At 54.1% G+C, this 24,517-nt stretch carries 23 protein-coding genes; 8 read left to right on the top strand and 15 right to left on the bottom strand.

The window, feature by feature from the left end; genetic code table 11:
• Positions 1-6: 6 nt before the first annotated feature.
• The 4 genes from ACTHPM_RS16885 to ACTHPM_RS16870 form a co-directional block, all read right to left on the bottom strand.
• Positions 7-1,191, bottom strand: a complete 1,185-nt coding sequence (locus ACTHPM_RS16885) for an NAD(P)/FAD-dependent oxidoreductase (protein WP_440396597.1) — start codon at positions 1,189-1,191, stop codon at positions 7-9.
• A gap of 142 nt (positions 1,192-1,333) precedes the next feature.
• Entirely contained in the window at positions 1,334-2,164 is an 831-nt protein-coding gene (gene ypfJ / locus ACTHPM_RS16880) for a KPN_02809 family neutral zinc metallopeptidase (protein WP_440396598.1), read from the bottom strand.
• A 103-nt stretch (positions 2,165-2,267) separates the two neighbouring features.
• A complete protein-coding gene (locus ACTHPM_RS16875) occupies positions 2,268-3,224 on the bottom strand; it encodes a phosphotransferase family protein (RefSeq protein ID WP_440396599.1) in 957 nt (318 codons plus the stop codon).
• Between the two features lie 237 nt (positions 3,225-3,461).
• Complete coding sequence (locus tag ACTHPM_RS16870) at positions 3,462-4,439, bottom strand: ring-cleaving dioxygenase (protein WP_440396601.1); 978 nt, start codon at positions 4,437-4,439, stop codon at positions 3,462-3,464.
• 279 nt (positions 4,440-4,718) lie between these two features.
• Between ACTHPM_RS16870 and ACTHPM_RS16865 the strand changes: the two genes are divergently transcribed.
• On the top strand, positions 4,719-5,939 hold the full coding sequence (locus tag ACTHPM_RS16865) for a hypothetical protein (RefSeq protein ID WP_440396602.1): 1,221 nt from the start codon (positions 4,719-4,721) through the stop codon (positions 5,937-5,939).
• 166 nt (positions 5,940-6,105) lie between these two features.
• Here the strand turns inward: ACTHPM_RS16865 and ACTHPM_RS16860 are convergent, their stop codons facing one another.
• The 3 genes from ACTHPM_RS16860 to ACTHPM_RS16850 all read right to left on the bottom strand — a co-directional run bounded on the left by ACTHPM_RS16860 (position 6,106) and on the right by ACTHPM_RS16850 (position 8,464).
• Positions 6,106-7,062: a bile acid:sodium symporter family protein gene (locus ACTHPM_RS16860; protein WP_440396603.1), complete on the bottom strand. Its 957-nt coding sequence runs from the start codon at positions 7,060-7,062 to the stop codon at positions 6,106-6,108.
• 153 nt (positions 7,063-7,215) lie between these two features.
• Complete coding sequence (locus ACTHPM_RS16855) at positions 7,216-7,794, bottom strand: hypothetical protein (RefSeq protein WP_440396604.1); 579 nt, start codon at positions 7,792-7,794, stop codon at positions 7,216-7,218.
• Between the two features lies 1 nt (position 7,795).
• Entirely contained in the window at positions 7,796-8,464 is a 669-nt protein-coding gene (locus ACTHPM_RS16850; RefSeq protein ID WP_440396605.1) for a cobalamin B12-binding domain-containing protein, read from the bottom strand.
• A 309-nt stretch (positions 8,465-8,773) separates the two neighbouring features.
• Between ACTHPM_RS16850 and ACTHPM_RS16845 the strand changes: the two genes are divergently transcribed.
• Both ACTHPM_RS16845 and ACTHPM_RS16840 read left to right on the top strand, forming a co-directional pair.
• A complete protein-coding gene (locus tag ACTHPM_RS16845; RefSeq protein ID WP_440396606.1) occupies positions 8,774-9,190 on the top strand; it encodes a hypothetical protein in 417 nt (138 codons plus the stop codon).
• Positions 9,177-12,794, top strand: a complete 3,618-nt coding sequence (locus ACTHPM_RS16840) for a chemotaxis protein CheB (RefSeq protein WP_440396607.1) — start codon at positions 9,177-9,179, stop codon at positions 12,792-12,794. The genes ACTHPM_RS16845 and ACTHPM_RS16840 overlap by 14 nt, the downstream gene beginning before the upstream one ends.
• 63 nt (positions 12,795-12,857) lie before the next feature.
• Here the strand turns inward: ACTHPM_RS16840 and ACTHPM_RS16835 are convergent, their stop codons facing one another.
• From ACTHPM_RS16835 to ACTHPM_RS16825, 3 genes are all read right to left on the bottom strand, one after another.
• Positions 12,858-13,919 (bottom strand): LLM class flavin-dependent oxidoreductase, encoded by a 1,062-nt coding sequence (locus ACTHPM_RS16835; protein WP_440396608.1) that lies wholly within the window; start codon positions 13,917-13,919, stop codon positions 12,858-12,860.
• Between the two features lie 149 nt (positions 13,920-14,068).
• Positions 14,069-14,395 carry a DUF6944 family repetitive protein gene (locus ACTHPM_RS16830; protein WP_440396609.1) on the bottom strand — a complete coding sequence of 109 codons (327 nt, stop codon included), beginning with the start codon at positions 14,393-14,395 and terminating at the stop codon, positions 14,069-14,071.
• 87 nt (positions 14,396-14,482) lie between these two features.
• Positions 14,483-15,199, bottom strand: coding sequence for a hypothetical protein (locus ACTHPM_RS16825; RefSeq protein WP_440396610.1), 717 nt, complete (start codon positions 15,197-15,199; stop codon positions 14,483-14,485).
• A gap of 209 nt (positions 15,200-15,408) precedes the next feature.
• On the opposite strand from ACTHPM_RS16825, the gene ACTHPM_RS16820 reads away from it, so the two are divergent.
• Both ACTHPM_RS16820 and ACTHPM_RS16815 read left to right on the top strand, forming a co-directional pair.
• On the top strand, positions 15,409-16,455 hold the full coding sequence (locus ACTHPM_RS16820) for a C40 family peptidase (protein ID WP_440396611.1): 1,047 nt from the start codon (positions 15,409-15,411) through the stop codon (positions 16,453-16,455).
• 101 nt (positions 16,456-16,556) lie between these two features.
• Complete coding sequence (locus ACTHPM_RS16815) at positions 16,557-17,609, top strand: bifunctional transcriptional activator/DNA repair enzyme AdaA (protein ID WP_440396612.1); 1,053 nt, start codon at positions 16,557-16,559, stop codon at positions 17,607-17,609.
• 83 nt (positions 17,610-17,692) lie between these two features.
• Here the strand turns inward: ACTHPM_RS16815 and ACTHPM_RS16810 are convergent, their stop codons facing one another.
• The gene (locus tag ACTHPM_RS16810; RefSeq protein WP_440396613.1) at positions 17,693-18,463 is read right to left on the bottom strand and encodes a dioxygenase family protein; all 771 of its coding nucleotides are present in this window, start codon (positions 18,461-18,463) and stop codon (positions 17,693-17,695) included.
• Positions 18,464-18,686: 223 nt separating this feature from the next.
• Between ACTHPM_RS16810 and ACTHPM_RS16805 the strand changes: the two genes are divergently transcribed.
• Positions 18,687-19,238 (top strand): helix-turn-helix domain-containing protein, encoded by a 552-nt coding sequence (locus ACTHPM_RS16805; RefSeq protein ID WP_440396615.1) that lies wholly within the window; start codon positions 18,687-18,689, stop codon positions 19,236-19,238.
• Between the two features lie 131 nt (positions 19,239-19,369).
• Here the strand turns inward: ACTHPM_RS16805 and ACTHPM_RS16800 are convergent, their stop codons facing one another.
• Both ACTHPM_RS16800 and ACTHPM_RS16795 read right to left on the bottom strand, forming a co-directional pair.
• The gene (locus ACTHPM_RS16800) at positions 19,370-20,368 is read right to left on the bottom strand and encodes a sensor domain-containing diguanylate cyclase (RefSeq protein WP_440396616.1); all 999 of its coding nucleotides are present in this window, start codon (positions 20,366-20,368) and stop codon (positions 19,370-19,372) included.
• Positions 20,365-21,177 carry an alpha/beta fold hydrolase gene (locus ACTHPM_RS16795; protein ID WP_440396617.1) on the bottom strand — a complete coding sequence of 271 codons (813 nt, stop codon included), beginning with the start codon at positions 21,175-21,177 and terminating at the stop codon, positions 20,365-20,367. Before ACTHPM_RS16795 ends, ACTHPM_RS16800 begins: the two co-directional genes overlap by 4 nt.
• A gap of 247 nt (positions 21,178-21,424) precedes the next feature.
• Between ACTHPM_RS16795 and ACTHPM_RS16790 the strand changes: the two genes are divergently transcribed.
• Both ACTHPM_RS16790 and ACTHPM_RS16785 read left to right on the top strand, forming a co-directional pair.
• Positions 21,425-21,742: a DUF4234 domain-containing protein gene (locus ACTHPM_RS16790; RefSeq protein WP_440396618.1), complete on the top strand. Its 318-nt coding sequence runs from the start codon at positions 21,425-21,427 to the stop codon at positions 21,740-21,742.
• Entirely contained in the window at positions 21,723-22,130 is a 408-nt protein-coding gene (locus ACTHPM_RS16785) for a DUF2752 domain-containing protein (protein WP_440421613.1), read from the top strand. Before ACTHPM_RS16790 ends, ACTHPM_RS16785 begins: the two co-directional genes overlap by 20 nt.
• A gap of 65 nt (positions 22,131-22,195) precedes the next feature.
• Here the strand turns inward: ACTHPM_RS16785 and pdxA are convergent, their stop codons facing one another.
• Together pdxA and ACTHPM_RS16775 are read right to left on the bottom strand one after the other, a co-directional pair.
• Positions 22,196-23,203, bottom strand: coding sequence for a 4-hydroxythreonine-4-phosphate dehydrogenase PdxA (pdxA, locus tag ACTHPM_RS16780; protein ID WP_440396621.1), 1,008 nt, complete (start codon positions 23,201-23,203; stop codon positions 22,196-22,198).
• Between the two features lies 1 nt (position 23,204).
• Positions 23,205-24,503 carry a four-carbon acid sugar kinase family protein gene (locus tag ACTHPM_RS16775; protein ID WP_440396622.1) on the bottom strand — a complete coding sequence of 433 codons (1,299 nt, stop codon included), beginning with the start codon at positions 24,501-24,503 and terminating at the stop codon, positions 23,205-23,207.
• Positions 24,504-24,517 lie beyond the last annotated feature (14 nt).

Below are 24,517 nucleotides of genomic sequence, written 5' to 3'. Positions count from 1 at the left end.
TTAAGCTTATCTTAACAGACTCGCCATGTCCCATGTCATCTTGCGTATGCGTCCCCCAAGCTTCCCCGTGATATACAGGTCGAGGCCCCACTGGCGTGTCCATACCATACCCTGCTGCGGTCCAAGGCCGAAGCAGAAAAAATCCATGTAAGACTTATGCTCCGGAGCCGGCCTACCCGTCAAATCGGCGGCAATGACCTGGCCCAGCCTGGCCGCCTGCGCCGAAGCCTCCTTGCAGGTCTTGCCGTCCACCTGTCCGGACCGCGGATCGATGATCCGGGCGCAGTCCCCGATGCTGTACAGCCCCTCCGATCCCGGAACGCGATAGCCGGAGTCGACGGGCACGTACCCGTCCGGCGTCAGCGGCACGCCCAGGCCGCGCATACCGGGAGCAGGCTGCGTTCCGAGCGTCCAGACGCACAAACCCACCGGCGTCTGCCCGCCGTCCGACAGGTTCAGCACGCCGCCGGCTTCCCGCGTCACCTTGCACCGATGAATGACGGTGATTCTCATGGCCGTCAGCAGACGTTCCAGCTTAAAGCCTGCCTTGGCGGGCCCTTCCGTAAACAAGCGGTCCGCTGCATTATATAGAAGAATACGGATCTCCTCCGGTTCGATGTCCAGCGCTTTGGCGTCGGCCCGGATGCCGTGGACGAGCTCCGCCGCCGTTTCGATCCCGCTGATGCCCGCGCCGGCGATTGCCGTCGTCAGCAGCCGCTGCCGCTCCTCCGCGCGCTCCTCGGCCACGGCTTGGCGCAAATTGGCCTGCCAGGCTTCGCGGATCCGTTCCGCCGATCGCAGACCCGTTAATGCGATGCCCCCAGCGTCCGGGCCGGGATCGCGTACCACGCTTCCTGCCGCCAGCACGGCAGCGTTGTAATCCAGCTCGTGCAGGACTCCTTCAGCATCCCGGTACCATAGCTTTTTGGCCTGCGGTTCCAGGCGGGTCACTTCCGCTTGTATCCGCTCCAATCCTTGCGGGAAAAGCTGCTCAAACGGAACCGTGATATCCTTCTCCTGAACGGCCGGCTGAAAAAGAAGCACTTTCCGAAGGTGATGCGCTTGTTTTTCAATCAATATCAACTTCGTGCCGCCCGGAAGAGCCCCCTCGGAAATTCCCTTCCGAATGGCCTGAATCGCCTGAATCCCCGCGTATCCCCCGCCGATAACAATGCATGTGAAATGTCTCATAACGAATCGTCTCCCTATTCCTTGTGCTGCACCTAAAACGAAATAGGGCGCTGTTTTGTGACACGAAAGGAAGGCATAAACGATAAAAAATCGCACAAAAAAAGAAGAGGGCCCGATAGCCCTCTTCCCGATTCGACGCGGCTCACAGCTTGCTCGCACGGAACGTATCGCCGCCTTCAATGGTCCCGCTGTCAAAGCCCTTCTTGAACCAGCGCATGCGCTGCTCGGCCGTCCCGTGCGTGAAGCTTTCCGGCACGGCGTAGCCCTGAGCCTTCTTCTGGATCGTGTCGTCGCCGACGGCGCTCGCGGCGGTCAGCGCCTCCTCCAGATCTCCGGGATCGAGAACGTTCATGTCCTGCGCATGATGTGCCCACACCCCTGCATAATAGTCCGCCTGAAGCTCGGTTCGCACAGACAACTGGTTCGAGGTCTGTCCTCCCGCGGCCTTTTTGTTGATGTCCCCCAAAAGGGTTTGCACGTGGTGGCCAACTTCATGCGCGACCACATAAGCCATCGCAAAATCTCCCGGCGCTTGGAACTTCTGCCGCAGCTCGTCATAGAAGCTGAGATCGATATACAGCTTATGATCCCCCGGGCAATAGAACGGTCCAACGGAGGAGCCCGTCGTGCCGCAAGCGGACTGTACCCGGTCCGTGTACAGCACAAGCGTCGGATTTTCATATGTCATGCCCTTCTGCTTGAATATGTCGGTCCACACATCCTCCGTATCGGCCAATACGACGGACACGAACTGCGAAAGGTCCTTCTCCTCCGCTGTTTCCTGATAAGGCGTACTCGATTCGGTGCCAAGACCCGTCAACGAATTCAGAATATCGCCGCCATTGCCGCCCCCGAGCAGCGTGACGAGCAGCACCAGAATAATCCCGCCGATGCCGCCGCCGATCGCGAGACCCCCGCCTTTGCCGCGGCGATCCTCCACATTGGAGCTAGCTCTTCTGCCTTTCCACTGCATCTATATCCTCTCCTGCCTGATTGGAGTTCTTCACATCTTCCGTGTAAGTTAATACCCCGATCACAGGTGGATTGAAGCTGTCTAAAAATAACATGTTACGTTTTTACCATTCGCTGCCGATTTGGTCCAGTTCATGTCTTACCGCCTTCGTTAAGTGCTTCAGATAGCCAACGTGGGACCGGCGGCCGGCAATCGCCATTCTTCTGATGCCGATCCAAAGCGTCCAAAGGCTGATTTCCAGCCGATCCTCGGTCGTCAGAGGCGTTACCTCCCCGTAACCTGCCATCAGCGCTCCGAATCCTGCAAAACGCTGCCCGTCATGCAGCTTCAAATGTCCCAGGTCGTACAGCGGGCTGCTCCCCTGCATCTCGCCGAAATCTATGATGCCGGTATACGCGCCGCCTGACTGAAAAATATGGGAATCATCAAAATCGCCATGCACCAGCCTTGCTTCCTGCCTGGCCATCAGCGGAAATCCAGCCTCGAATCGTTCACGCAGCCGGAAAATCTCCGCCTCGCTCAAAATCGCCTGGGATAGAAAGCGCAGGTCCTCCTCCCAAAATTCGGTCAGGTGTCCGCTCGCGGTACCCTTTTCTCCCCGCAAAACAGCATCCGCCTCATGGCGGTCACGCCGGATCCATCCAAAGCCATCCACTGGAACCTGGTGCATCAGGGCCACTTGCCTGCCTGCTTCCCTCATGACACGGTCATACGAAGCGCTCGTCGTCATGCCGGCGTCCTGCCCGGCTGCGCTTCCTTCGATTTCGCGCACCAGCATGGCGGACATGCCGAGCCCTTCGGCAAGTTGTTCGTATCCAACCACTTCGGGAACCTGCACTCCCATGTCCCGCAGCAGTCCATGAGCATGGACCTCAACACCAAAGCTTCTATCCGCCTCTGGAAGTATGCGCAGGTAGAACGTTTCCCCTCCTGCACGAATGCGGTAGACATATGTGGAGACGCCGCTCGGCTCCCTTTCGATATGGAATTCGGCGCTCTGAAAATAACGCCGGGCGTAGGCCGCCACCCGTTCAATGGACGGCGCTTCCCTGGTATTCAATCCCATCGCTCCTTCCGCTCCGTATAGCAGTGATTATAAAGGAAGGATTCCTGAGGCGTTGCGGTATAGTTTATTTATAATGAAAGATTATCTCTTGGCCGTACTGCACGGCTGGCCGGTGCCGCTTCCCTCTATTCATAGTTACGTGCTTTCGTAACGAGGCTGCACCAAGGCCGATGGCAAAAAGGAGTGCATCGTGGATGCACTCCCCTGTTCATGCTTCTCTGCTCTTTATCGTTATTCCTTCGTGAATTCGATCGTGCTCCGTACGGTATCGATTGGACGCACCAGCTTTTCGATCTGCTCCCGCTTCGGCTCGAGGAACGGCGGCAGCGACAGAATCTCGCCCAGCGTCTCGTACGGCTCGTCGCCCATGAAGCCTGGGCCGTCCGTGGCCAGCTCGAACAGAATCTGCGGTGCGACTCTGGCGTACAGCGATTCGAAGAAATGGCGGTTCACATAGCCCGAGGTCGAGAACCCGAACTGGTCCAGGCGCTTGATCCACTGTTCCAGCACGCTTCTGTCCTCCACGCGGAAAGCCGCGTGATGCACGGTGCCGAAGCCTTGGCGGGCAGGCGGCAGCACGGCGTTATATTCCACGACCACTTGCGCGCCGTTGCCTCCCTCGCCCACCTCGAACAGGTGGTACGAGCCTTCCTGGCCGATTTCTTGGAATTCCATCACCTTTTCCAGCATTTCCTTGAAGTAATCAAAGTTCGCGATCCGTACGAATACGGGGCCAAGGCCTGTGATCGCATACTCCAAAGGAATCGGTCCCTTTTGCCAAGGCGTTCCCGATGCGACTCCCTCGTTGTGCTCATCGGAGATGAGCTGATACTGCTGATCGTCGAAGTCGGCGAAGGACAGCGTCTTTTTCCCGAACATCTCCTTAATCCCAAAGTGCTGTACGTTCAGGCGGTCAAAGCGCTTCACCCAATAATCCAGCGCCGCATCGGTCGGCACGCGGAACGACGTTTTGGAAATTTCATTCGTGCCGTGCACCCCCTTCGGTATGCCTGGAAAATCAAAGAATGTCATGTCTGTTCCCGCGCTGCCCTTATCGTCAGCAAAAAATAAATGATAGGTCTGAATGTCGTCCTGGTTTACCGTCTTCTTCACCAGCCGCATTCCGAGCACATAAGTGAAAAATTCATAGTTTTTTTCCGCGCTGCTCGTAATCGCAGTCACGTGGTGCACGCCTTTTAATCCGTTCATCATAATTCCTCCTTTAAATGTAAGCTTCCCCAAATCCGTATTTTAGATGAATGTGTGATCGTTCATCATTTAATAATAAAGAATCTTTAATTTAAGATAATAATAACATGCTGCCTTTTGTCTGTCAACTTTTTCGGTTCGAGGCTTTGGCCGGGTTTCCATCCTGCGTTCTTATGGTGTAAATTATGGAGTGACCTAAGTATACCGGTCTGCCATCCTGTCATCATTCATAATTACGCGCGAGAAGAAAAGGAGATGGACTGAGGCTTGAATACGCAAATGGAAAAAAACGTCGATGTCGAAGGATTAACACGAAGAGCCAAAAATGGCGACCACCAGGCACAATGCGCCTTGGGAAGCTATTTAATGAATAAGGGTGAGTATAAGAGCGCCCTGGCCTGGTATAAAAAATCGGCCAAGCAAGGCAATACCGCGGCTAAAACCGGCGCCGGCCAAGCTTACCAGTTCCTGGGCAAACCGAAGAAGGCCGAAAAGTGGTATAAGCTTGCGATTCTGGAGCAGCATGCCGCAGCCAAATATAATCTTGGGACCATGTATATTCAATCCGGCGCTTCCGAAGCTGGCATGACGCTTATCGAGGATGCTTTAGAGGACAATTACCCGCTTGCCTTTCTTTTTTATGGAGATCTCCTCTATCAGGAGGGAAGCGTAGATGAAGCGAAAGGTTTCTATTTAAAAGCAGATGAGCTTGGTGTCCCCGGAGCCCGCAAAAAGCTGGCCTTGTGGGAGGGAACAGACGAAGAGGATGTGAAGGAGCGTCGGATGCAGGGAAGAGCCCCGGAGCAGGAACTTCGTCATCCTCATGACAAAGCGAGAACGCCGATGGAGGCCTACGAACGGGCGGCTGCAGACGGTGATGCGGAGGCCCAGTTTCGGTTAGGCAGATATTACGAGCAGGAGCAGGCCGATCTGCAAAAGGCTGCCGAGTGGTACGAGGAGGCAGCCAAACAGGAGCATGTCCAGGCGATATTCAGCCTCGGCAGCATCTATGCGGCACACCAGATGAGAACCCAGGCGTACGAGTTCATCCACGAAGCGGCGGAAAGAGGGCTTGCCGAGGCCCAGTATCGCCTGGGACATATGCTGAGCAAGGATGGCTATCCGGAGGAGGCAAGATCCTGGTATGAGATGGCGGCCGGACAGGACATGGCCGCCGCCCAATTCAGCCTCGGCGCCCTGCTGGAGGAGAAGGAGCCGCAGGAAGCCGTGAAATGGTACTCGCTCGCCGCGAATCAGGGCGACACCGATGCCCAGTATAACCTCGCTTGCCTGCTGGGCGAGCTGGGAGATGCCGAAGGCGCATTCAAGTGGTATGGCCAAGCTGCCAGGCAGGGAGATGCGATGGCTCAGCACAACTACGCCATCATGCTTCAGCAGCAGGGGCGAATCGAAGAAGCGATCGACATGTATAAGGCTGCCGCCAGGCAGGATCTGGATGTGAGCCGGCAGTTCTTGGAGAATAACGGAATCCCATGGTAGCCCGCACGGATTTTCAAGCAAACGCGCGGCACAAGTCATTATAGCAAGCCGGTCCGGGCATTCATCTTTCATTCGTCTACCCAGCTTCAAAAGGCCATCCCGTCCTCCGGGATGGCCTTGCTTTTTGTTCGTTTTGGATCGTTTTTTACGGAATCGACAGGCTCCATCAGGCTGCCTTGCCTGCCTCCCGGCTTTCCTTCTCGGCCCGCCGTGCAAACCAGGTCGCGAGCAGCGAGCCGGAAATGTTGTGCCAGACGCTGAAGATCGCGCTCGGAACGGCGGCTACCGGGCTAAAGTGAGCAGCGGCAAGCGCGGCGCCGAGGCCGGAATTCTGCATGCCCGTTTCGAAAAGGACAGCCTTGCGCTTACCCTCATTCATCCGGAACAGCTTGGCAAACAAGTATCCCAGGACATAGCCGAGAACGTTGTGCAGGATCACGACTGCAAATATCAGCATGCCGCTTTCGATAATTTTGGTTTTGCTGCCGCCTACGACGATTGCCACGATCAGCACAATGGCCAGGGTCGAGACGAGCGGCAGAGCCTGCGCGCTTGCCTCCGCCTGCCTTTTGAACAGCGTCTTCACGATGACGCCCAGAACAATCGGCAGAATCACGACCATCAAAATGTCCTTGATCAGCGCCCCGCCGTCGATCGGCATCCAGCGTCCCGCCAGCAGGCTGATTAGAGCCGGCGTAGCCAGCGGTGCAATCAGCGTCGAGACTGAGGCGATCGACACCCCGAGCGCGACATCCCCTTTGGCTAGCAGCGTCATGACGTTCGACGAGGTGCCGCTGGGACAGCAGCCGACGAGAATCACGCCCACCGCAATATCCGGAGGCAGGTTCAGTACAAGCGCCAGCACATACGCGAGCAGCGGCATGATTATGAAATGGCCCACAACCCCGATCAGTACTTCCAACGGGCGGCGGAATACCTCCCGGAAATCCGCAGAGGACAGCGTAAGTCCCATGCCGAACATGACGATACCGAGAAAGAGGGAAATGTACCCCTTTAAATGGCTAAAGGCTCCGGGTAAAAAAAAGCCCAATGCCGCAAACAAAATGACCCACAGGGAAAAGGTCCCTCCCACAAAACGGCTTACCTTTGCAACGTTGCCCATCCGCATCAAACCTCACTTCCGATGTAATCACCAAGCTGTATATTAAAAATCATTCTACGCCTAGACACCGCGTCCCACAATGGAATTTCCTTCCTGAAGCAGCGCACAAAGAGCCCGGATAACGTGCTGCTGCGCGCGGGCTCTTCCATTGATCTATCTGCGAAATCCGTAAGGCAGGTCTTTTAACGCGGTGTCGATTTGCTCCTTAATAATGTCCGCGTAGGTAGTCTGATCGATTTCCAGCAAACTCGGGTACAGAAGATCGACCAGATCCCGGACGGTTTCAAGGGTCGCGCATAGTTCTCGGCTGACGGACTTGCTTGAATTAAGCAAAGGCTGAGCCTGTATTTCCATCCCGTTCAAGGGGGCCGTTCTACCGTGTATTCCGTGCACCCCCTGCCTCAGACTCTCCTCCAGCTGGCTCAGCTGATTCGTGACCGTCTGATAACGGCCCTGCTGACAGATGCATACCACATACCCCGTCCCATCCGGCCCCCAGTGCTGATACACGTCAAAAGGCACGAACGGCTCCATTCGGGTTCTGAGAATCAACTCCACCTTGAAGCCTGAGTGCGAAGGAGACAAATATTCCCCGGCTTTGTCCAGCGACCCCTCATCCACCAGCTGAAACCAGTACTCCGTATCGGGAAACAAAGCTCGGGCCGAGTCGGAAACGGATCCTATCCGGAAATTTTCGTCAATTTCGAAATAGGGAACCGGCAAATAAGCCATGTTATCCATATATTGTTTCCCTCGCATTCTTTAATCCGAGTTCTGTAAACAAGTATTGGGTGATCCAGTCGTTTAATTGGAGAAGATCCGGCAAAAATACGGCACGGTCCCCAAGCCGTTGATGAATCCCGTAAGGCTCAATGATGCGGCCGCCAATCATGATGATCGGCTGATAGCTGAGATTCCCGAGCTCCTCCACATACTCCTGCAGCTTAGGCAGATGATAGGCGATGGAAACAGACAGTCCGATCACGTCCGGCTTCCATTTCATCGCGCTTAGCATGGCATATTCCAGCGGCAGGTCGGCCCCGTAGTATCGGGTCTCGAAACCCCGCTCCTGAAAGAGCGAGCTTACCATTTTCAAACCAAAATTATGGGCTTCCTCTTCCAGGCACAGAAACATTGCCCTTCTTCCATGGCCCTGTTCAGGCTTGCTCAAGGCCGCGTAACGCGTAAGCAAAATATCGCACACTCCGGAGGCCAAATGCTCGTCCGCCACCGTGATGAGATTCTGCTCCCAGAGCGATCCGATGTAACGCATGGCAGGCACGAGCAGCTGCTCGTAAATATATAGACTGTTTTTTCCCGAATCGATATGATGGACGAGATTCTGCCAGCATGGTTCCGTCATGCCGCTAATCATCTGCTCCGCCAGATGTTCAATTTCCATATTCACAGACAATCACCTCTGATCATCGATAATCCGTGCTGAAGATTCCAGGACGCGTACAACATTGTAATACACCGTCCCGTTGCGCGACTAGGGGATTTTTGTCGTCTCAAACCGAAGCTTTTGTCGAAATTGACGAGGTTCGGTTGTATCCACTATGATAAGGAATACTTGAAGGAATTGGATATACTGTCATTTACCCTAATTATAATCTATTTTAGCATTCATAGAGTGCTGAGGAGGATCCTGTATGTATATTGTTCATTGGATTGCCGCCCCGTCGTTTAGCAGATGCAAGGCTGCTGCGCTATGAAAACCGCCGGTATATATGAACAATTGATCGATAGCGTGACAGCGTTAATCTATGAGGATGATCCGACTCTTCTGGACCGGTACGGCGAGAAGGGCGTCCGCAAATGCAAAGAAGACAACGCGCATCATTTGCGTCACCTGGAAACAGCTTGGGCGCTTCAAAATGAGAAAATATTTACGGATTATGCGATTTGGCTGAATGGAATTCTGGTTAAATATGGTATGAGCACACGTATGCTCATCATCAATTTCCGTTTCATTAAGGACGCCTTGCCCTCTGTAGAGGGTTTGGACAAGCTTTCTATTCAGGCTTATGAGCAATATTTGACGGCTGCGATCGAGGTGCTGGGACAAGAGTCGGGACTTTCGGCTCTCACCATTTCGGAAGGGGAACAATCACATGATCAGGGATGAGCATACGGATTCGCAGGCAGCTGCGACACTGGAGGAAACCTTGGAGGCTGAAACTGCAAGCGAGGAAGTGCCGGCATTTATCGTGGGTCTAGGAGCTTCAGCCGGTGGCCTGGAAGCGCTGGAAAGCTTTTTTGAGCATATGCCGGAGAACACGGGCATGGCCTTTATTATCGTTCAGCATCTGTCCCCCGATTACAAAAGCTTGATGGATGAAATCCTTGGAAAATATACAAGCATGCCCATACAAGAGGCCCAGGATAATATGCAGGTCAGGCCTAACCATATCTATCTGACTCCGCCGCGCAAAGTGATGACGATTGCGGACGGATGCTTGAAGATTGCCGAACCACTTCGTGAAACAGGGCTTCATCTGCCTATCGATTTGTTCTTCCGCTCGATGGCAGCGGACTGCGGTTCAAGAGCGGTTGCCATCATTATGTCCGGAACAGGCACGGATGGCTCCCGGGGAATCCAGCAGGTGAAGGAAGCCGGCGGGCTCGTTCTCGTGCAGGACAGCCACACGGCCAAATTCGACGGCATGCCAAGCAGCGCACGCCTCACCGGGAATGCCGACGTCGTGCTCTCCCCGAAGGAGATGACGGAACGGCTGCTGCTGCATCTTCATGGGGAAGGCTACGAGGATGTAAGCAATATCCGGGAGACGATTACGACGGAGCAGCATATCCAGCTCATCTTCGAGAAAATAAGACGGGACTGCGGCGTAGACTTCACCTACTATAAACGGAACAGCGTGCTTCGCCGGATCGAACGCCGCATGTCCATGCACAATATCCCGACCCTTTCGGCATACATGTCGTATGTGGACGAGCACCGGGAGGAGCTGCAATCCCTTCGCAAGGACCTGCTGATCGGCGTGACCAACTTTTTTCGCGATGCCGAGGCCTTTGATGTCATTTACAATAAAGTGCTTCCGGAGATTTTTGAGCGCAAAAGCTTCCTGAAGGAAATACGCGTCTGGGTGGCCGGATGCTCTACCGGAGAAGAGGCCTACTCCATCGCCATTTTGATGCGGAAATATGCGGATACGCTGGAGGCGCCGTACAACATTAAAATTTTTGCAACCGATCTGGACAAAGAGTCCATCGAATATGCCAGCCAAGGCATTTATTCCGAAAACACGAGCTCGATCAGCTATCTTTCGGAAGAGGACCAGAACCGCTTTTTCGTTAAGGATGACGACATGTTCCAAATCAGCAAGGAAATCCGGAAGATGGTTGTATTCGCTCCGCAGAATATTATCAAAGACCCGCCATTCCGCAATTTGGATCTGATTACTTGCCGGAATATGCTTATTTATTTGCAGCAGGAAATGCAGCAGAAGGTACTCTCGCTTTTTCACTTTGCCTTGAATCCGGAAGGGTTTCTTTTTCTCGGGCCCAGCGAGACCATCGGACGTTTCGCCAGCCAGTTTGACGCCTTTGACCGGCGCTGGAACATCTTTTCCCACCGGAATACCAAAGGAAGCGGCGAAACGCAAATTTTCTCTATGGAAGGGAGCCTTTTGAGTCCCTCTTCCCGCAAACCGGTCCCTGCCCCCAGCCCCCCTAAGGATAACCCAGCCCCGAAGCGGCTGGATGACATCTATGGAACGCTGGTTGAGGAGCACATCTCGCCGGGCCTGATTGTGGATCAGAACAATGATGTCATACATCTGCATGGAGCCGTTAATGAATTTTTATATCTGTCTCCAGGAAAGCCGAGCTGGAATTTGTATAAAATGATCGATCCATCCGCATCCATTGCCGTGTCCGCCGCCATTCAAAAGGTGCGCGAGCAGGGGCGGGGACTCACTTACCATGCGCTGGTCATTCAGACCAACCAGGGCGAGAAAACGGTGGATTTGCAAATCCGGCCTTTTTCGCTGAAAACCAGCGTATACGATAAACATGTACTGCTGCTGTTCAAAAAACCGGAGCTGCCTGAAACGACGATCCAGCTCGTTATGGAGCCCTCTTCGCTCGACAGCAACCTGGGCTCCCAGATCATCGACCTGGAGCAGGCCCTGCTTCGTTCGCAGGAGTCCCTCCATGCCACCCGTGAAGAGCTCGAAACCTCCAACGAGGAGCTGCAGGTCACGAACGAGGAGCTGGTTGCGGCCAACGAGGAGCTGCAGAGCGCTAATGAAGAGCTGCAGTCGGTGAATGAAGAGCTCGTGACTGTCAATACGGAGTACCAGTTCAAAATCCAGGAGCTGACCGATGTCAACAATGATATGAGCAATTTCCTGGTCAGCACGCGCATCGGAACGATCTTCCTGGACAAGCGCATGTGCGTCCGCCGCTTCACCCCGGCCATCACGAAGGAAATCCATTTGCTTGAAGTGGATTACGGCAGGCCGATTGAACATATTTCCCATCATTTTAAATACGATTCGCTGGTCAGCGATGCCAAGGAAGTGCTGCATACGCTGGTTCCGTTCGAAAAGGAAATCCAGAGCCAGGACGGCACATGGTACAGCATGCGAATCCTTCCATACCGTACCGAGGACAACTTCATCAGCGGGGTCGTGTTAACCTTCGTGAACATCACCGATCTGAAGACGGTTAACGAAGAACTGATGAAGCTGTCTTATGCGGTCGAGCAAAGCCCGAGCATTACAATGATTACGGACGTAAAGGGTACGATTGAGTACGTAAACCCAAAGTTTACGGAGATTTCCGGATTTACGCTGTCCGAAATCAAGGGGCAAAATATAAAAGATTGCAATCAACCCCCGCCCGGGGAGCATTCCATCGATGAAATCATGCACCTGGCCAAAGCCGGAGATCTATGGAAGGGCGAACTGATGGGCTTGAAGAAAAACGGGGAGTATTACTTTGAATCGGCTAAAATGATTCCGATTAAGGACAAGAGGGGCCAGATCATTCATTTCGTCAAGCTTTCCGAGGATCTCAGCGAACGGAAGCATGCGGAGGAGATGCTGCGAAAGACCGAAATGCTGTCGGCTGTAGGCCAACTGGCGGCCGGTATTGCTCATGAAGTCCGTAATCCGCTGACGGCCCTGAAGGGCTTCACCAAGCTGATTTCTTCGAAAGGCGGAAACGAATCCTATATCGGGATCATGCTGAATGAGCTTGACCGCATCGAACAGATCGTCAGCGAGCTGCTGGTGCTGGCCAAGCCTCAGGCTGTCGATTTCATCGAGAAGGATCTGCAGCCGATTCTGGAGGATGTCATGATGCTGCTGGAATCGCAGGCCAACATGAATAACGTGGAGATGAAGGCGATATTCGAGTCCGGTCTGAAGGCGCTCTGCGTTGAAAACCAGCTGAAGCAGGTGTTCATCAACGTCTTGAAGAATGCCATTGAGGCCATGCCGACCGGCGGAAAGTTGAGCGTCCTGGCCGGCATCCGGGAGAACAGGGATATCGTCATCCAGTGTATCGATAACGGGGCGGGCATATCGGAGAGCAAGCTGGCGAAGCTCGGAGAACCTTTCTATTCCACCAAGGATAAAGGGACAGGTCTCGGCCTGATGGTCAGCTATAAAATCATACAAAACCATCAAGGGACGATCGGTTTCGAAAGCGAGGAAGGCAAAGGGACGACCGTGACGATCCGCATTCCATATCATAAGAGTTAGCAGCACTTATACGTTCTTACATCAAACAAGAGGGAGCCATGAAGGCTCCCTCTTCGTCTTTCTTTATTCCTCCGGTTCCCCGGCTGCTTCCCATCTTGCGATTTCTTCGCGCACGATCGGCGCCGCCTGCGTTCCCAGCAGTTCGATGGCCTTCATCACGTGGTGATGAGGCATCGATCCGACCGGAACGTGAAGCATAAAGCGCGTAATGCCGACTTTCTTGCGCAGGTGAATGATTTTCTTGGCGACCGTCTCCGGGTCCCCGACATACAGCGCGCCTTCAAAGCTTCGGGCGGAGTCGAAGCTGGAGCGGTCGTAGGCTCCCCAGCCCCGCTCCCGTCCCAGCACGTTCATGGCTGCTTGGGTGGACGGGAAGAAGGTATCAGCTGCGAGCTCCGTTTCTTGGGCGATAAAGCCATGGGAGTGCGACGCGACCGGCAGTTTCGAGGCATCATGCCCCGCATGGGCCGCCGCCCGCTTATAGAGCTGGACAAGCGGCGCGAACTGCGTCGGCCTGCCCCCGATGATCGCCAGCACCAGCGGTAGTCCAAGCAGTCCCGCGCGGATGACAGATTCCTGGTTGCCGCCGCTTCCGATCCATACCGGCAGCGGGTCCTGGACCGGTCGCGGGTACACGCCCAGAGCGTTGATCGCCGGGCGGTGTCCGCCTTTCCAGGTTACTTTCTCGGACTCCCGGATCTTCAGCAGCAGCTCCAGCTTCTCATCGAACAGCGCGTCGTAATCATTCAAGTCATAGCCGAACAGCGGAAAGGACTCGATAAAGGAGCCGCGTCCGGCCATAATCTCGGCCCGTCCGTTTGAAATGCCATCGAGCGTCGCAAAGTCCTGGAATACGCGTACGGGATCTGCCGATGAAAGCACCGTCACCGCGCTGGTGAGCCGGATTCGCTTCGTCTGCGGCGCAGCAGCGGCCAGTACCATAGCCGGCGAGGAAGCCGCATAATCCTTCCGGTGATGCTCGCCCACACCAAACACGTCCAGTCCGACCTGATCCGCAAGCACAATTTCCTCCACAACCTCGCGCAGCCGTTGTGCGTGACTTACCACCTCGCCGGTATGAGCATCCGGCGTCGTTTCCACAAATGTACTGATCCCGATTTCCATGGTCAGCCTCCTATGTTCTTATACTGTAAAGTAAGCAGCTTTAGAAAAGTGAAAATTTTAATGATTGATATCTTTATATTGAACTATTTGGCGAGAATTTTCAACCCATTCGCCGAAGATGCCAAACATCCTGTACGAAACGTACGTTATCATTCGTCAGAACGCGAATGGATGCCTCCAGCAATAACCTGCAAGGCATTGCCTATGGATTGGAGCAGGTTTCCCGTGACACTCAGGCTGTTGGCCTCCTTGTTCACAGCCGTTATGCCCATCTCCTGTGTCAGCTTTGCCTGCTCCGCATTGGCTATGCTTTGGAGGGCATTACCCAGTATAGCCAGCCTTCTCCCTTCTGCCCGCTGCTTTCTCCGCTTGGATAGCAACTTGGTTTGGCCCAAGGCGGCGAGATTCGTTCCCAACGCCTGCAGCCAAGCGAAAGCAGCTAATTCCTCTTGTTTGGTTAATGGCTTGGCTGGCATTGGTCTCCCCTCTTTTCCGATTTCGCGTTACGCTATGATACGCTTGTCATTCGCTGTCCGCTTGGATGAGCATCCAACGTCAAAGGTCTATATTGTCCATTGATCATGAACAATGCCGACCAGCGCATGATCTTCTCCGATTCTTTCAAAAACAAGCCGCAGGCTGCGCCAATCCATCCCTTCATACTGCGGATCGATCGCGCTGATATAGTATTCCACGACGTCATAACGTTCTTGAGGATACACGTCTGCCAAATTGTCCAGGGTGGTGCTCGTGCCGAGCCTCTTGTTCTGAGCCACTTCCCCCTTACCCGCAAAGTCCTCGTCGTATACGAATTTCCGGTGGTAATCCGCATATGTCAGCTCAATAGGTTCACCTGATCCGTCCATTATCCCCCACACACGTTTGGACGGGTCCTTCATCGCGCCTTCCAGCTCACTGCGTTTCAGGACGACATCCTTTTGCGGATCGACATGCGCGTACGGTGAAAAGCGGACGCCCTGCTCCGGGTGTGCCCAAGAGGCAATTGTCGCCATATCCCCATTCTTCAGCGCCCTCATCACGGTAGCGGCCGCTTCCAACGCCGTAGGCGGAACGCCTTCCATATCCGCCGGTACTTCCGCTTTCTTCCCCTCTTCCTCTTGAGGTTTAACCTCCGGTTTATGCTGCGTTGCTTCCTCCGATTTATGCTGAGATGATTCCTTAGGCGGCTGCTCCTGGTTGGTCGCTTCGGATTTCCCGCCACAGGCTGCCAGTACCAAGATCAAAGCAAAACCGATGATCCAGCCAAGCTTTTTCATCATGTACACTCGAATCCATCCTTTCCATCTTCCCATTACCTTTCAGACGTGCATGAAGCGAAGAAGGTTACACATTTGGGTCAGGCTCCCATCCTGTATTCCATAATTTGGCGCAAAACCAATTTTAACCGCTCTCGTCCAATGATATAGAAACCAAATAGCAACATGGTTTCTTTACGTAAAGACAAATCCAACAGCAAGGTGATGAACAGATGAATAAAGGCAAAACCGCACTTCTTTTTGTATTAACGGCCTCCTTGGCGTATGCTGCCCCGACGAACGCCGAAACGGCCTCCCGCGCCCAAACGACGGCACAACCTATAACGATCTTTATAGACGACCAGCAGCTTCATCCGGCACCTGCGCCCCTGAACTTGAACGGCACCGTTCTCGTGCCGATGCGTGATCTCTTTGAGCATGAGGGAGCCAAGATTGCGTGGAATAACGTTACCAAGACTGTCACGGCAACCAAAAGCGAGACTACGCTGACCTATCGGATCGGCGAGCAGACGGCTTCAGTGAACGGCTCGGCGGTTCATGTCGATATCCCCGGCCGGATTACGGATGGATCCGCCATGGTGCCTCTCCGTTTGGTCAGCGAGGCATTAGGGAGTGCCGTGAAGTGGGATCAGGCTGCTCGAACGGTTCGGATTACGTCAGCCGTAAGCACCGCCCAGGCAAGCGTCCTATGGGGCGTGAACCTGCGGAATCTGCCAAGTGCCGAGCAGGGCACGGCTCTAGAGATGCTGCCGGCGGGCTCCAAGGTTCATGTCATCCGCGAAGTGAACGCGTCCTGGCTTGAAGTACGCACCTCGGATGGCCGCACCGGATACATATCGGCCAAGCCGAAATATACGGATTACGCCAGCGCCGCTCTGGCTGAACTTCAGGGTGACGCACTGATCGCTTACGGCAAGAAATACTTGGGTACGCCTTACGTCTTTGGAGCTTCCTCCGACCAGACCCAAACCTTCGACTGCTCCTCTTTCGTCAAACGCGTCTTCCAGGACACGCTTGGAATTGAACTTCCGCGCGTATCCTATGATCAAGCCACAACAGGCAAGGAAGTCAGCCTGAACGACCTGCGCAAGGGCGATCTGCTGTTCTTCAGCGCACGCAAGCTGGACATCGGCCATGTCGCCATCTATGCGGGAAACAACCAAATTCTCCACACTTATTCCAAAGAGCTCGGCGTTCATGTGGAGTCCTTTGACGGCCAGTGGAAGAAGCGGTTCGTAACTGCGCGCCGCGTATTCTAGATTTTGGGCGCCTCCAAAAAATAAATGCCTGATTTTCGGCCGCGCCCGGCTCGGCAAGAGGATATAATGAAGACATCAATCCAAGGTTAGGAAGTGGAATCATGGTGTCTGCCGCACGTTACGGGGAATTTTACGAAGCGCTGCTGGAGAAGCGAACGGAGTATGAGGGGGTCTTTTACGTAGGGGTCAAAACGACCGGGGTGTTCTGCCGGCCGACCTGTCCCGCGCGCAAGCCCAAATTTGAGAACTGCGAATTTTTCGACAATGCTCAGCAGGCGCTGCTTGCCTCCTACCGCCCCTGCCAGCGCTGCAGGCCGTTGTCGCATCCCAATCACGTGTCCGATATCGTACGTCTGCTTGTCGAGGCGGTGGAAGCACATCCGGAGAAGCGATGGAAGGAAGCGGATTTCAAAGCGCTGTCGGTGGATGAATCCACGGCGCGCCGCCAATTCAAAAAGCGCTTCGGCATGACCTTTGTCGAGTATGCCCGCGCCCGCCGCATGGGGCTGGCCATGAAAAGCATCCGCTCCGGGCAGACGGTCCTGGACGCGCAGCTCTCGACCGGATATGAATCCAGCAGCGGTTTCCGGGACGCCTTCTCCCGTATTATGGGGGCGGCTCCCACGCGCATCGAAGACGGAAAGGTGCTGAAGGCCGCCTGGATCGATACGCGTCTTGGCCCCATGATGGTGATCAGCGATGAAGAGGCCTTATATCTGCTGGAGTTTGTGGACCGGCGGGGTTTGGAGCGGGAAGTGGAGCGGCTGCGGCAAAGAACGAAGTCAGCGATTATTCCCGGAATGACGAGTCCGATCCGCTCGATTGAGCGTGAACTCACGTTATACTTCGACGGAAAGCTGAGCCAATTTGCAACACCGCTCCATCTGCTCGGCTCGCCCTTTCAGACTGGCGTATGGGAGCAGCTGAGGCGCATTCCTCCGGGAGAGACCCGCTCCTATGCAGGTATCGCCCAGGCGCTCGGCAAGCCCACCGCATACCGGGCCGTAGCCCAGGCCAATGGCGCGAATCAGCTGGCTGTCGTCATTCCCTGTCACCGCGTCATTAACTCCAGCGGGGACCTGGGCGGATACGGCGGCGGACTGACGCGGAAGCAATGGCTGCTGGAGCATGAGAAGGGACTTGCCGCCGAATAAATCGCAGTGTGCACGGCTACGGGAATCGAATACATGCAAAAACAAAAACAGGACAGCCTCCGATAAGGCTGTCCTGTTTGCGTTCAACTGAACTTCCAGCAGCTTAAGCTCAAGTTGCCGTACTGGTAGCTGCGGTGGACAAGCTCGGCATGCCGGTTCGCATCCCCGGAGCCCATAGCAATCAGCAGCGGAACGAAATGCTCGCTGGTCGGTACCGCCATCCGGGCATACGGCGCCAGCTCCTTGTAATGAAACAGCGATGCCGTATCCCAGGACTCCAGCTTACTCTGCAGCCAGTGATCAAAGGCCCCGGCCCATTCATCCACGCCTTGGGCGCGCCAATTGACGCTCCGCAGATTATGGACAGTCCCGCCGCTGCCGATGATGAGCACATCCTGTTCCCTCAGCTCGCCTAATGCTTTTCCGATCTCATACTGCTCCGCGTTGGTCAGATAACGGTTGACGGACAGCGCAACGACTGGAATATCCGCATCCGGATAAAGGAGCTTGAGCACCGCCCAAGACCCGTGATCCAGCCCTCTTTCATCGTCTAGCTGGCTCGGAATGCCGTTTGCCGTGAACAGTGACTGAATCCGTTCGCTTAAAGCACGGTCCCCGGGAGCCGGATAGGTCATCAGGTACAGCTCATCCTGAAACCCTCCGAAATCATAAATCGTGCTGTAACGGTTCACCGCGCTTACCGTCTGCACACGTTCCTCCCAATGGGCGGAAAAGATGACGATCGCCTTCGGCTTCGGCATATCCGCTGCGAATTGTTTCAGCAAATCCGTGTACGCATGTTGTTCAAGCACAAGCGATGGCGCGCCATGCGCAAAAAAGTAAGATGGCATCATATGCATTCACTCCTTCATGGTTCTCTATGATGAAGCCGTATAGCGTTTAACAAAAATAAGCCGATTTGTTTAGCTACTAGATCCTCTTCGTTAAAATATTAGTAATATTAAATTATATTTTATATGAGTAATTTAACTTACTTGAGGTTGGCATGTCAACAGGGAATTTGTTAATATAAATATAAAATCAGTATTACCAATATATCAGAGGACGCGTGAGTTTATGGACATCGGTTCCAACATCCGGGCCATCCGGAAGCGAAAAAATATAACGATTGCGCAAATTTGCGATGAAACCGGCCTCTCCCAAGGCTTCCTGAGCCAGGTCGAAACCAATAAAACCTCTCCCTCCATCGCCACGCTTGAACATATTGCCCAATCCCTTAACGTGCCTTTGGCTTACCTGCTTCTCAAAAAGGAAGAACGCATGCGTATCGTCCGCAAAGACGAGCGGAAGATCACGACGAGCGGTTCGCAGCAGCTGAAGGTCGAGCATCTCAGCTCTACCAAGAACATGCGCATGATGCGGGTGGAGGTGCCGCCCGGCGCTTCAACGGGAGATATGCCGCATGCGCATGAAGGCGAAGAGGTACACGTGGTCATACAAGGCAGGATTTATGCCGAGCAGGGTGAGGATTCAGCCGAGTTCGCCGAAGGGGATTCCTTCTCATGGAATGCCTGCACGCCCCATTTCGTCAAAAATATCGGAGATGAGCTGGCGGTTATTCTGATTTCGGTTTATACCGAGTCGGATCAGCCCGTGGATTACTTGTAGAAGAGATGGATCAAACCTGAAGCAACGGACGACCTGTCAAGCCGATCCATGCCTGAGGCTGCTGAGCCCTCGCCCTCATATCAAAAAAACCGGAAAGCTGATCTCTCCTAGAGAGACGCTCTTCCGGTTTTTTATGCTTTCGGATTCTTGATTTCACTGTAATGCGTCACGCGGTTCCGGCCGCTTTCCTTGGAAGCATACAGCGCCTCGTCGGCTTTTCTCAGCAGCGATATTCCCGTCTCGCCCGGGCTTACCATCGCAATTCCCAAACTCACCGTGAGGCTGCCGGTCGGCCACGAGGCGCTGGAGACGGCCAGCCGCAATCGTTCGGCGGTTCTCTTCGACTGCTGCAGATCGGTATGAGGCAGAATCAGGACGAACTCCTCCCCGCCCAGCCTGGCCACCACATCCTCACTCCCTGCGTGGGAAGTCAGAATTCTCGACAGCATCTCCAGCACTTCATCTCCCGTCTGATGCCCCCACGTATCATTCACCAGCTTGAAATGGTCAATGTCGAGCATGATCAATGAAAAAGGCTGCCCCGTGATGACATATACATTCAGCTGCTCGTCCAGCTTCTCCTGGAAGTATCTGCGGTTTTTGAGCCCTGTCAGCTTGTCCGTCTCGGAGAGCTCCACCAAAATTGCATTGATTTCCATCAGCTCGGCCTGCTTTTGCTCGATCTCCCTATGGATTTGCTCCAGTTTGGCGAGAGCCTGATCCTTTTGCCAATACGCTTCTTCAATCTGTTTCTTCGCGGACCGAAGCTCCTGCTCGTAATCAATGCGTTTTTTCATCTGTACGAGCACGCAATCGATCACCTCGGTGCCATGATCCTGGAAACGCCTTCCGTTCAAGATGAATGGCATCGACTGTTGCTGCTTGTCCTTCAAGCTTATGAACAGCTCCTCCACCCGTCCCTCCAAATTGATCTGCGGATAAAAGTAGGAATGAAACATCAGCTTGTTGGCCGTCGACATGAGGGATTCGAAATGCTTCTGCACCAATTCCCCATGGGTGTATCCCATCAAATCCAGAAAGGTCTGATTGGCATCGGTCACAATCCCTTCGTGGGTAATGGAGATGTATCCACAAGGAGCATATTTCAATCGCTCATCCATGTTCGTCATCGCTGTGTGTTCACCCCAAGGAATTCACGAATATCGCGGACGGTTTCCTCCGGATGGCTGATATGCGGATAATGGCCTTTGGCCTCCATCAGGCGCAGCGTACTGTTCTTCAGATGCTTGTGCAAATATTGCCCCACTTCGATCGGTACGATGCTGTCCTCCGAGCACTGCATAATCAGGGTCGGCACCGTGGATTTGGGAAGCTCCTTCCGATGGTCCGACATAAAGGTGACTTCCGCGAATTCCCGCGCGATGACCGGATCTCCCGCAATGAAGCTCCGTTCCAGCTCCTGCGTGAGCGCGGGCGATTGCGGCGCATTCATCGCGAGCGGAGCCAGAAAGCTGGCCCAGCCCGCGAAATTCATCTCCATCATATCCAGCAGCTCGGTTATATCACTCTGGTCAAAGCCTCCGAAATATTCCTCCCCGTCGTTCAAGTAACGAGGCGAAGGTCCGATCATAACCAATTTATCAAAAATGTCCGGCCGTTCAATGGATGCGAGCATCCCGATCATTGAGCTGACCGAATGGCCGACAAATATCACGTTCTCAAGCTTCAGCACGTCCACGATATCCAGCACGTCCTGCACATAACCGCGGAACGTTCCATACTTCTCCGATGTGTAGGCCGCGTGATCCGAATGTCCCGAACCGACGTAATCAAACAATACGAGACGGTAATCCTTTTCGAAAGAAGGTACAATATATTTCCACATGCTCTGCTCGCACCCGAAACCATGCGCAAACATCAGGGTACGCTCTCCATGGCCCATCACCTTGACGTTATTGCGTGCTGAAACATCAATCATTTTCTTATAACTCCCTTGTTGGTTAGCGTTCTCTTCATTTTGAAGGGAAGGGATGGAAATATCAAGGGTTTTTGGGTATGCATATTCGCAAGGGGCCGCGGAATATCATAAAGGGATTATTTTCCTTGCCAATATATGCCTCCTCACCTAATATAATAATGTCAAATTTGGAGGTTTATTGTCGTTTTCATCCAATTTGCGTAAAAATAATCGGGACGGTGACCTATCTTTGAATCAGAGAAATATCGTGTTAGCTATTATTCTTACCCTCGTCACATGTGGTATCTACGGGATTTATTGGTTTATTGTATTGACCGATGAGGTGGGCAGCCTGAGCGGGGATCCTTCTTTTACGGGAGTGAAACATTTTCTGCTAACCCTCGTTACCTGTGGCATTTGGAGCTTTATCTGGGCGTATCAGGTAGGCCAGCATATGGCTGTTGCCCAGAGACACCGCGGGCTTATGGCAACGGACAACTCGGTGCTGTATGTAATCCTCAACTTATTCGGGCTCAGCATCGTCACCTATGCCATGGTTCAGAACGATGTCAACAATCTCGTTTAAGCAGCTGAATCCACGGAGGCACCCCAAGCTGATATGGGGTGTTTCACTGGCGGCGGCAGGATTGCTCTACCTTAAGGTATGGGTCCCCATGACGCACTTGACCATTCCCTGCCCGCTGCATGCCATGACGGGATGGTATTGTCCAGGATGCGGGATTACAAGGGCCGTTTTGTCGGTGCTGAACCTGGACTTCGTGCAGGCATTCCGGTTTAACCCGCTTGTGTTTGCTTTGATTCCCATGTACGCCGTATATTTCGTTGCTTACAAGAAACACATGCTGCCGCTCAGCAAAGGAATCATGACGCTGATGTTAATCATCACGCTGATGTTCGGAATACTCCGGAATTTTCCCGCATTTCACATTCTGGCTCCGACTGCCCTGCCATAAAAAAGAGACCATCCGGTGCCTCTGGGATGGTCTCTTTTGCATGAGCCCGGGTCTAAATCTGCGCTCTAATTTCTCTTGGGGGCCAGTTCCACCGCTTGGCGGATCGCCTCCATCATGCTCTTCTCCTCCACGATGCCCTTGCCCGCGATATCGAACGCGGTTCCATGGTCCACGCTGGTCCGGATAATCGGCAGGCCGACGGTGATATTCACCCCTGCATCCAGCCCGAGCACTTTGACGGGACCATGCCCCTGATCATGGTACATGGCGACGACGATATCAAAGTCGCCGCGGACGGTGCGGAAAAATAGCGTATCCGCCGGCAGCGGGCCAACCACGTTGATTCCTTCTTCCTGTGCCTTCCGGACAGCGGGAACCACCTTCTCCTCTTCCTCTCCGTAACCGAACAGACCGTTCTCGCCGGCATGCGGATTAATGCCGCAGACAGCAATGCGCGGATGATCGATCCCGGACTTGGTGAGCGTATCATGCGCTAGCTGAATCACGCGGTAAACCCGTTCCGGGTTAATCATCTTCACCGCATCGATGATGCCCACGTGCGTCGTCACGTGAATGACTTTAAGGTTCGGGGCAGACAGCATCATGGAAAATTCGCTTGTGCCTGTCAAATCGGCCAAAATCTCGGTATGGCCCGGATACTGGTGGCCGCCTTTATGCAGCGCTTCTTTATTCAGCGGCGCGGTGCAGATCGCATCGATCTCCTGCTTCTTCGCCAGATCGATCGCCTTGGCCAAGTATTCGAAGGCCGCGTGTCCGGCTTCCGCGGATACCTGCCCGAGCGGCAGATCGGCGCTCAAAAGGTCCAGATCCAGGCAATAAACCGTTCCGAACTCGAATGGCAATTGGCCCAGCATCTCATCCGTAACCGTCTCGATCTTCAGGCTGCTGTTGACGAAAGACTTGGCCCGTTCAAGGATTTTGCTGTCGCCGATGACCACCGGATGGCACAGGTCGTAGATCTCCCGGTTTTGCAGACTTTTCAGAATGATTTCCGGCCCGACCCCTGCCCCGTCTCCCATCGTGATTCCTATCATTGGTTTCTGTTCATTCATGTCATTCATCCTCTCCACTCATATATTTCAGCACATTGATTAATGAACGCTCATCCCCGAACCCGCCGGCCTTCGTCACGGCCCAGTAGGAGCGGGTATCTGCTGCGTTCTTCAGCTGGCCGAGCGGAAGCCCGGCTTCCACCTCTGCGCACAGCTGCATCCGGTTCATGCCCAGCCTGCTGCATACGGCTTTCGCCGTGTCGCCGCCCGTAAGGACCAGCCCTTGAACGTCGCTGAAGCCATCCGTGATTTCGCGGGCGATGGCTCCAAGCTCTTGCGAAATCGCCTCGCTGATCTCGGTTTTGCCGAGAGAAAGCTCGGTTCCGAGCTTCCTCGTTGCTTCTCTATTCTGATCCGAAGCGTCCACGAACAATACAAAATGCTTCTTATCCTTCGCCCCGGCTAGCGCATCGATCACATCCCGCACTACGTAAGTGCCGCGGACAAGCTCTACCGGGTCGATTTCTACAAAGTAAGTGTCCGGCATCGTCCGCACCTGCTCCAGCTGCCGCTTGGTAACCTGCGACAGGCTTGCAGACACGGTTAAGGTTCTGCCGGCTTTAAGCTGCTCCCGGCCATGTCCTCCGCTCCGCTCCAGGCGCAGCGCTTCGGGCAGATACTCAATCAGCCCTGCAGAGCCGGCCCACACCGTTCTTTTGCCGATATCCGCAAATGCCTTCGCAATGACTTGCAAGTCCTCATCCGTCTTCGCATCGCATATGAACCAGCTTTTTCCCTGTGACATCTTCGTGCGGATCTCTTCCACAAAATGATTGCCTGGAGCATTCACGAGCTTCCGGCCGATCAGGCAGATCCGCTCGATGTCCACGAAGGGCTGAAACAAATGCGGGATAAAGCTGTCTTTCACAGGCGTTTTCGGATCGCGCCCGAACTCTGTGTCGGATACCCTTTGTCCATGGACATACTGATAGCCGTCAAGCGTTTCGCGGTTCATCTTCGGATAAGCCGGTGCGACGACAACCAGTTCCGGCTGATGCACGGAGACGACTGCGGCCAGCTCGGCCGCAACGTTCCCCCTCAGCGTGGAGTCTATTTTTTTGTACACCTGTTCATAACCTTGCCTGAGGAAAACCGCACTCTCTTCACTCACACGATCATACGCCTCTTGGCCGCTGACCGCCCGGCTATCCGTATCGATAATGGCCACATCGCCGCCATGCTGTACCGGGACCTCCTTGAAGTCCAGATATACGGTCGAGGAAATTCCCTTCTTCGAGAGCTGGACGCCTGCATCGCTGGCCCCCGTTAAATCATCTGCAATAATATAGAAATGCTGCATATCAGACCGACTCC

Source organism: Paenibacillus sp. SAFN-054 (assembly GCF_051966755.1).
GTDB lineage: Bacteria > Bacillota > Bacilli > Paenibacillales > Paenibacillaceae > Paenibacillus_AQ.
This window is presented reverse-complemented; position numbering and strand designations above follow the sequence as displayed.

Bases quoted from the DNA above. Each gene is read 5' to 3' on its own strand.
- ACTHPM_RS16775 (WP_440396622.1), bottom strand. From the start codon at position 24,503: ATGCAGCATTTCTATATTATTGCAGATGATTTAACGGGGGCCAGCGAT.
- ACTHPM_RS16810 (WP_440396613.1), bottom strand. From the start codon at position 18,463: ATGATGCCATCTTACTTTTTTGCGCATGGCGCGCCATCGCTTGTGCTT.
- ACTHPM_RS16840 (WP_440396607.1), top strand. From the start codon at position 9,177: ATGATCAGGGATGAGCATACGGATTCGCAGGCAGCTGCGACACTGGAG.
- ACTHPM_RS16815 (WP_440396612.1), top strand. From the start codon at position 16,557: ATGGTGTCTGCCGCACGTTACGGGGAATTTTACGAAGCGCTGCTGGAG.
- ACTHPM_RS16830 (WP_440396609.1), bottom strand. From the start codon at position 14,395: ATGCCAGCCAAGCCATTAACCAAACAAGAGGAATTAGCTGCTTTCGCT.
- ypfJ (WP_440396598.1), bottom strand. From the start codon at position 2,164: ATGCAGTGGAAAGGCAGAAGAGCTAGCTCCAATGTGGAGGATCGCCGC.
- ACTHPM_RS16885 (WP_440396597.1), bottom strand. From the start codon at position 1,191: ATGAGACATTTCACATGCATTGTTATCGGCGGGGGATACGCGGGGATT.
- ACTHPM_RS16800 (WP_440396616.1), bottom strand. From the start codon at position 20,368: ATGACGAACATGGATGAGCGATTGAAATATGCTCCTTGTGGATACATC.
- ACTHPM_RS16865 (WP_440396602.1), top strand. From the start codon at position 4,719: ATGGAAAAAAACGTCGATGTCGAAGGATTAACACGAAGAGCCAAAAAT.
- pdxA (WP_440396621.1), bottom strand. From the start codon at position 23,203: ATGAATGAACAGAAACCAATGATAGGAATCACGATGGGAGACGGGGCA.
- ACTHPM_RS16795 (WP_440396617.1), bottom strand. From the start codon at position 21,177: ATGATTGATGTTTCAGCACGCAATAACGTCAAGGTGATGGGCCATGGA.
- ACTHPM_RS16825 (WP_440396610.1), bottom strand. From the start codon at position 15,199: ATGATGAAAAAGCTTGGCTGGATCATCGGTTTTGCTTTGATCTTGGTA.
- ACTHPM_RS16785 (WP_440421613.1), top strand. From the start codon at position 21,723: ATGTCAACAATCTCGTTTAAGCAGCTGAATCCACGGAGGCACCCCAAG.
- ACTHPM_RS16870 (WP_440396601.1), bottom strand. From the start codon at position 4,439: ATGAACGGATTAAAAGGCGTGCACCACGTGACTGCGATTACGAGCAGC.
- ACTHPM_RS16820 (WP_440396611.1), top strand. From the start codon at position 15,409: ATGAATAAAGGCAAAACCGCACTTCTTTTTGTATTAACGGCCTCCTTG.
- ACTHPM_RS16805 (WP_440396615.1), top strand. From the start codon at position 18,687: ATGGACATCGGTTCCAACATCCGGGCCATCCGGAAGCGAAAAAATATA.
- ACTHPM_RS16845 (WP_440396606.1), top strand. From the start codon at position 8,774: ATGAAAACCGCCGGTATATATGAACAATTGATCGATAGCGTGACAGCG.
- ACTHPM_RS16860 (WP_440396603.1), bottom strand. From the start codon at position 7,062: ATGGGCAACGTTGCAAAGGTAAGCCGTTTTGTGGGAGGGACCTTTTCC.
- ACTHPM_RS16850 (WP_440396605.1), bottom strand. From the start codon at position 8,464: ATGGAAATTGAACATCTGGCGGAGCAGATGATTAGCGGCATGACGGAA.
- ACTHPM_RS16855 (WP_440396604.1), bottom strand. From the start codon at position 7,794: ATGGCTTATTTGCCGGTTCCCTATTTCGAAATTGACGAAAATTTCCGG.
- ACTHPM_RS16835 (WP_440396608.1), bottom strand. From the start codon at position 13,919: ATGGAAATCGGGATCAGTACATTTGTGGAAACGACGCCGGATGCTCAT.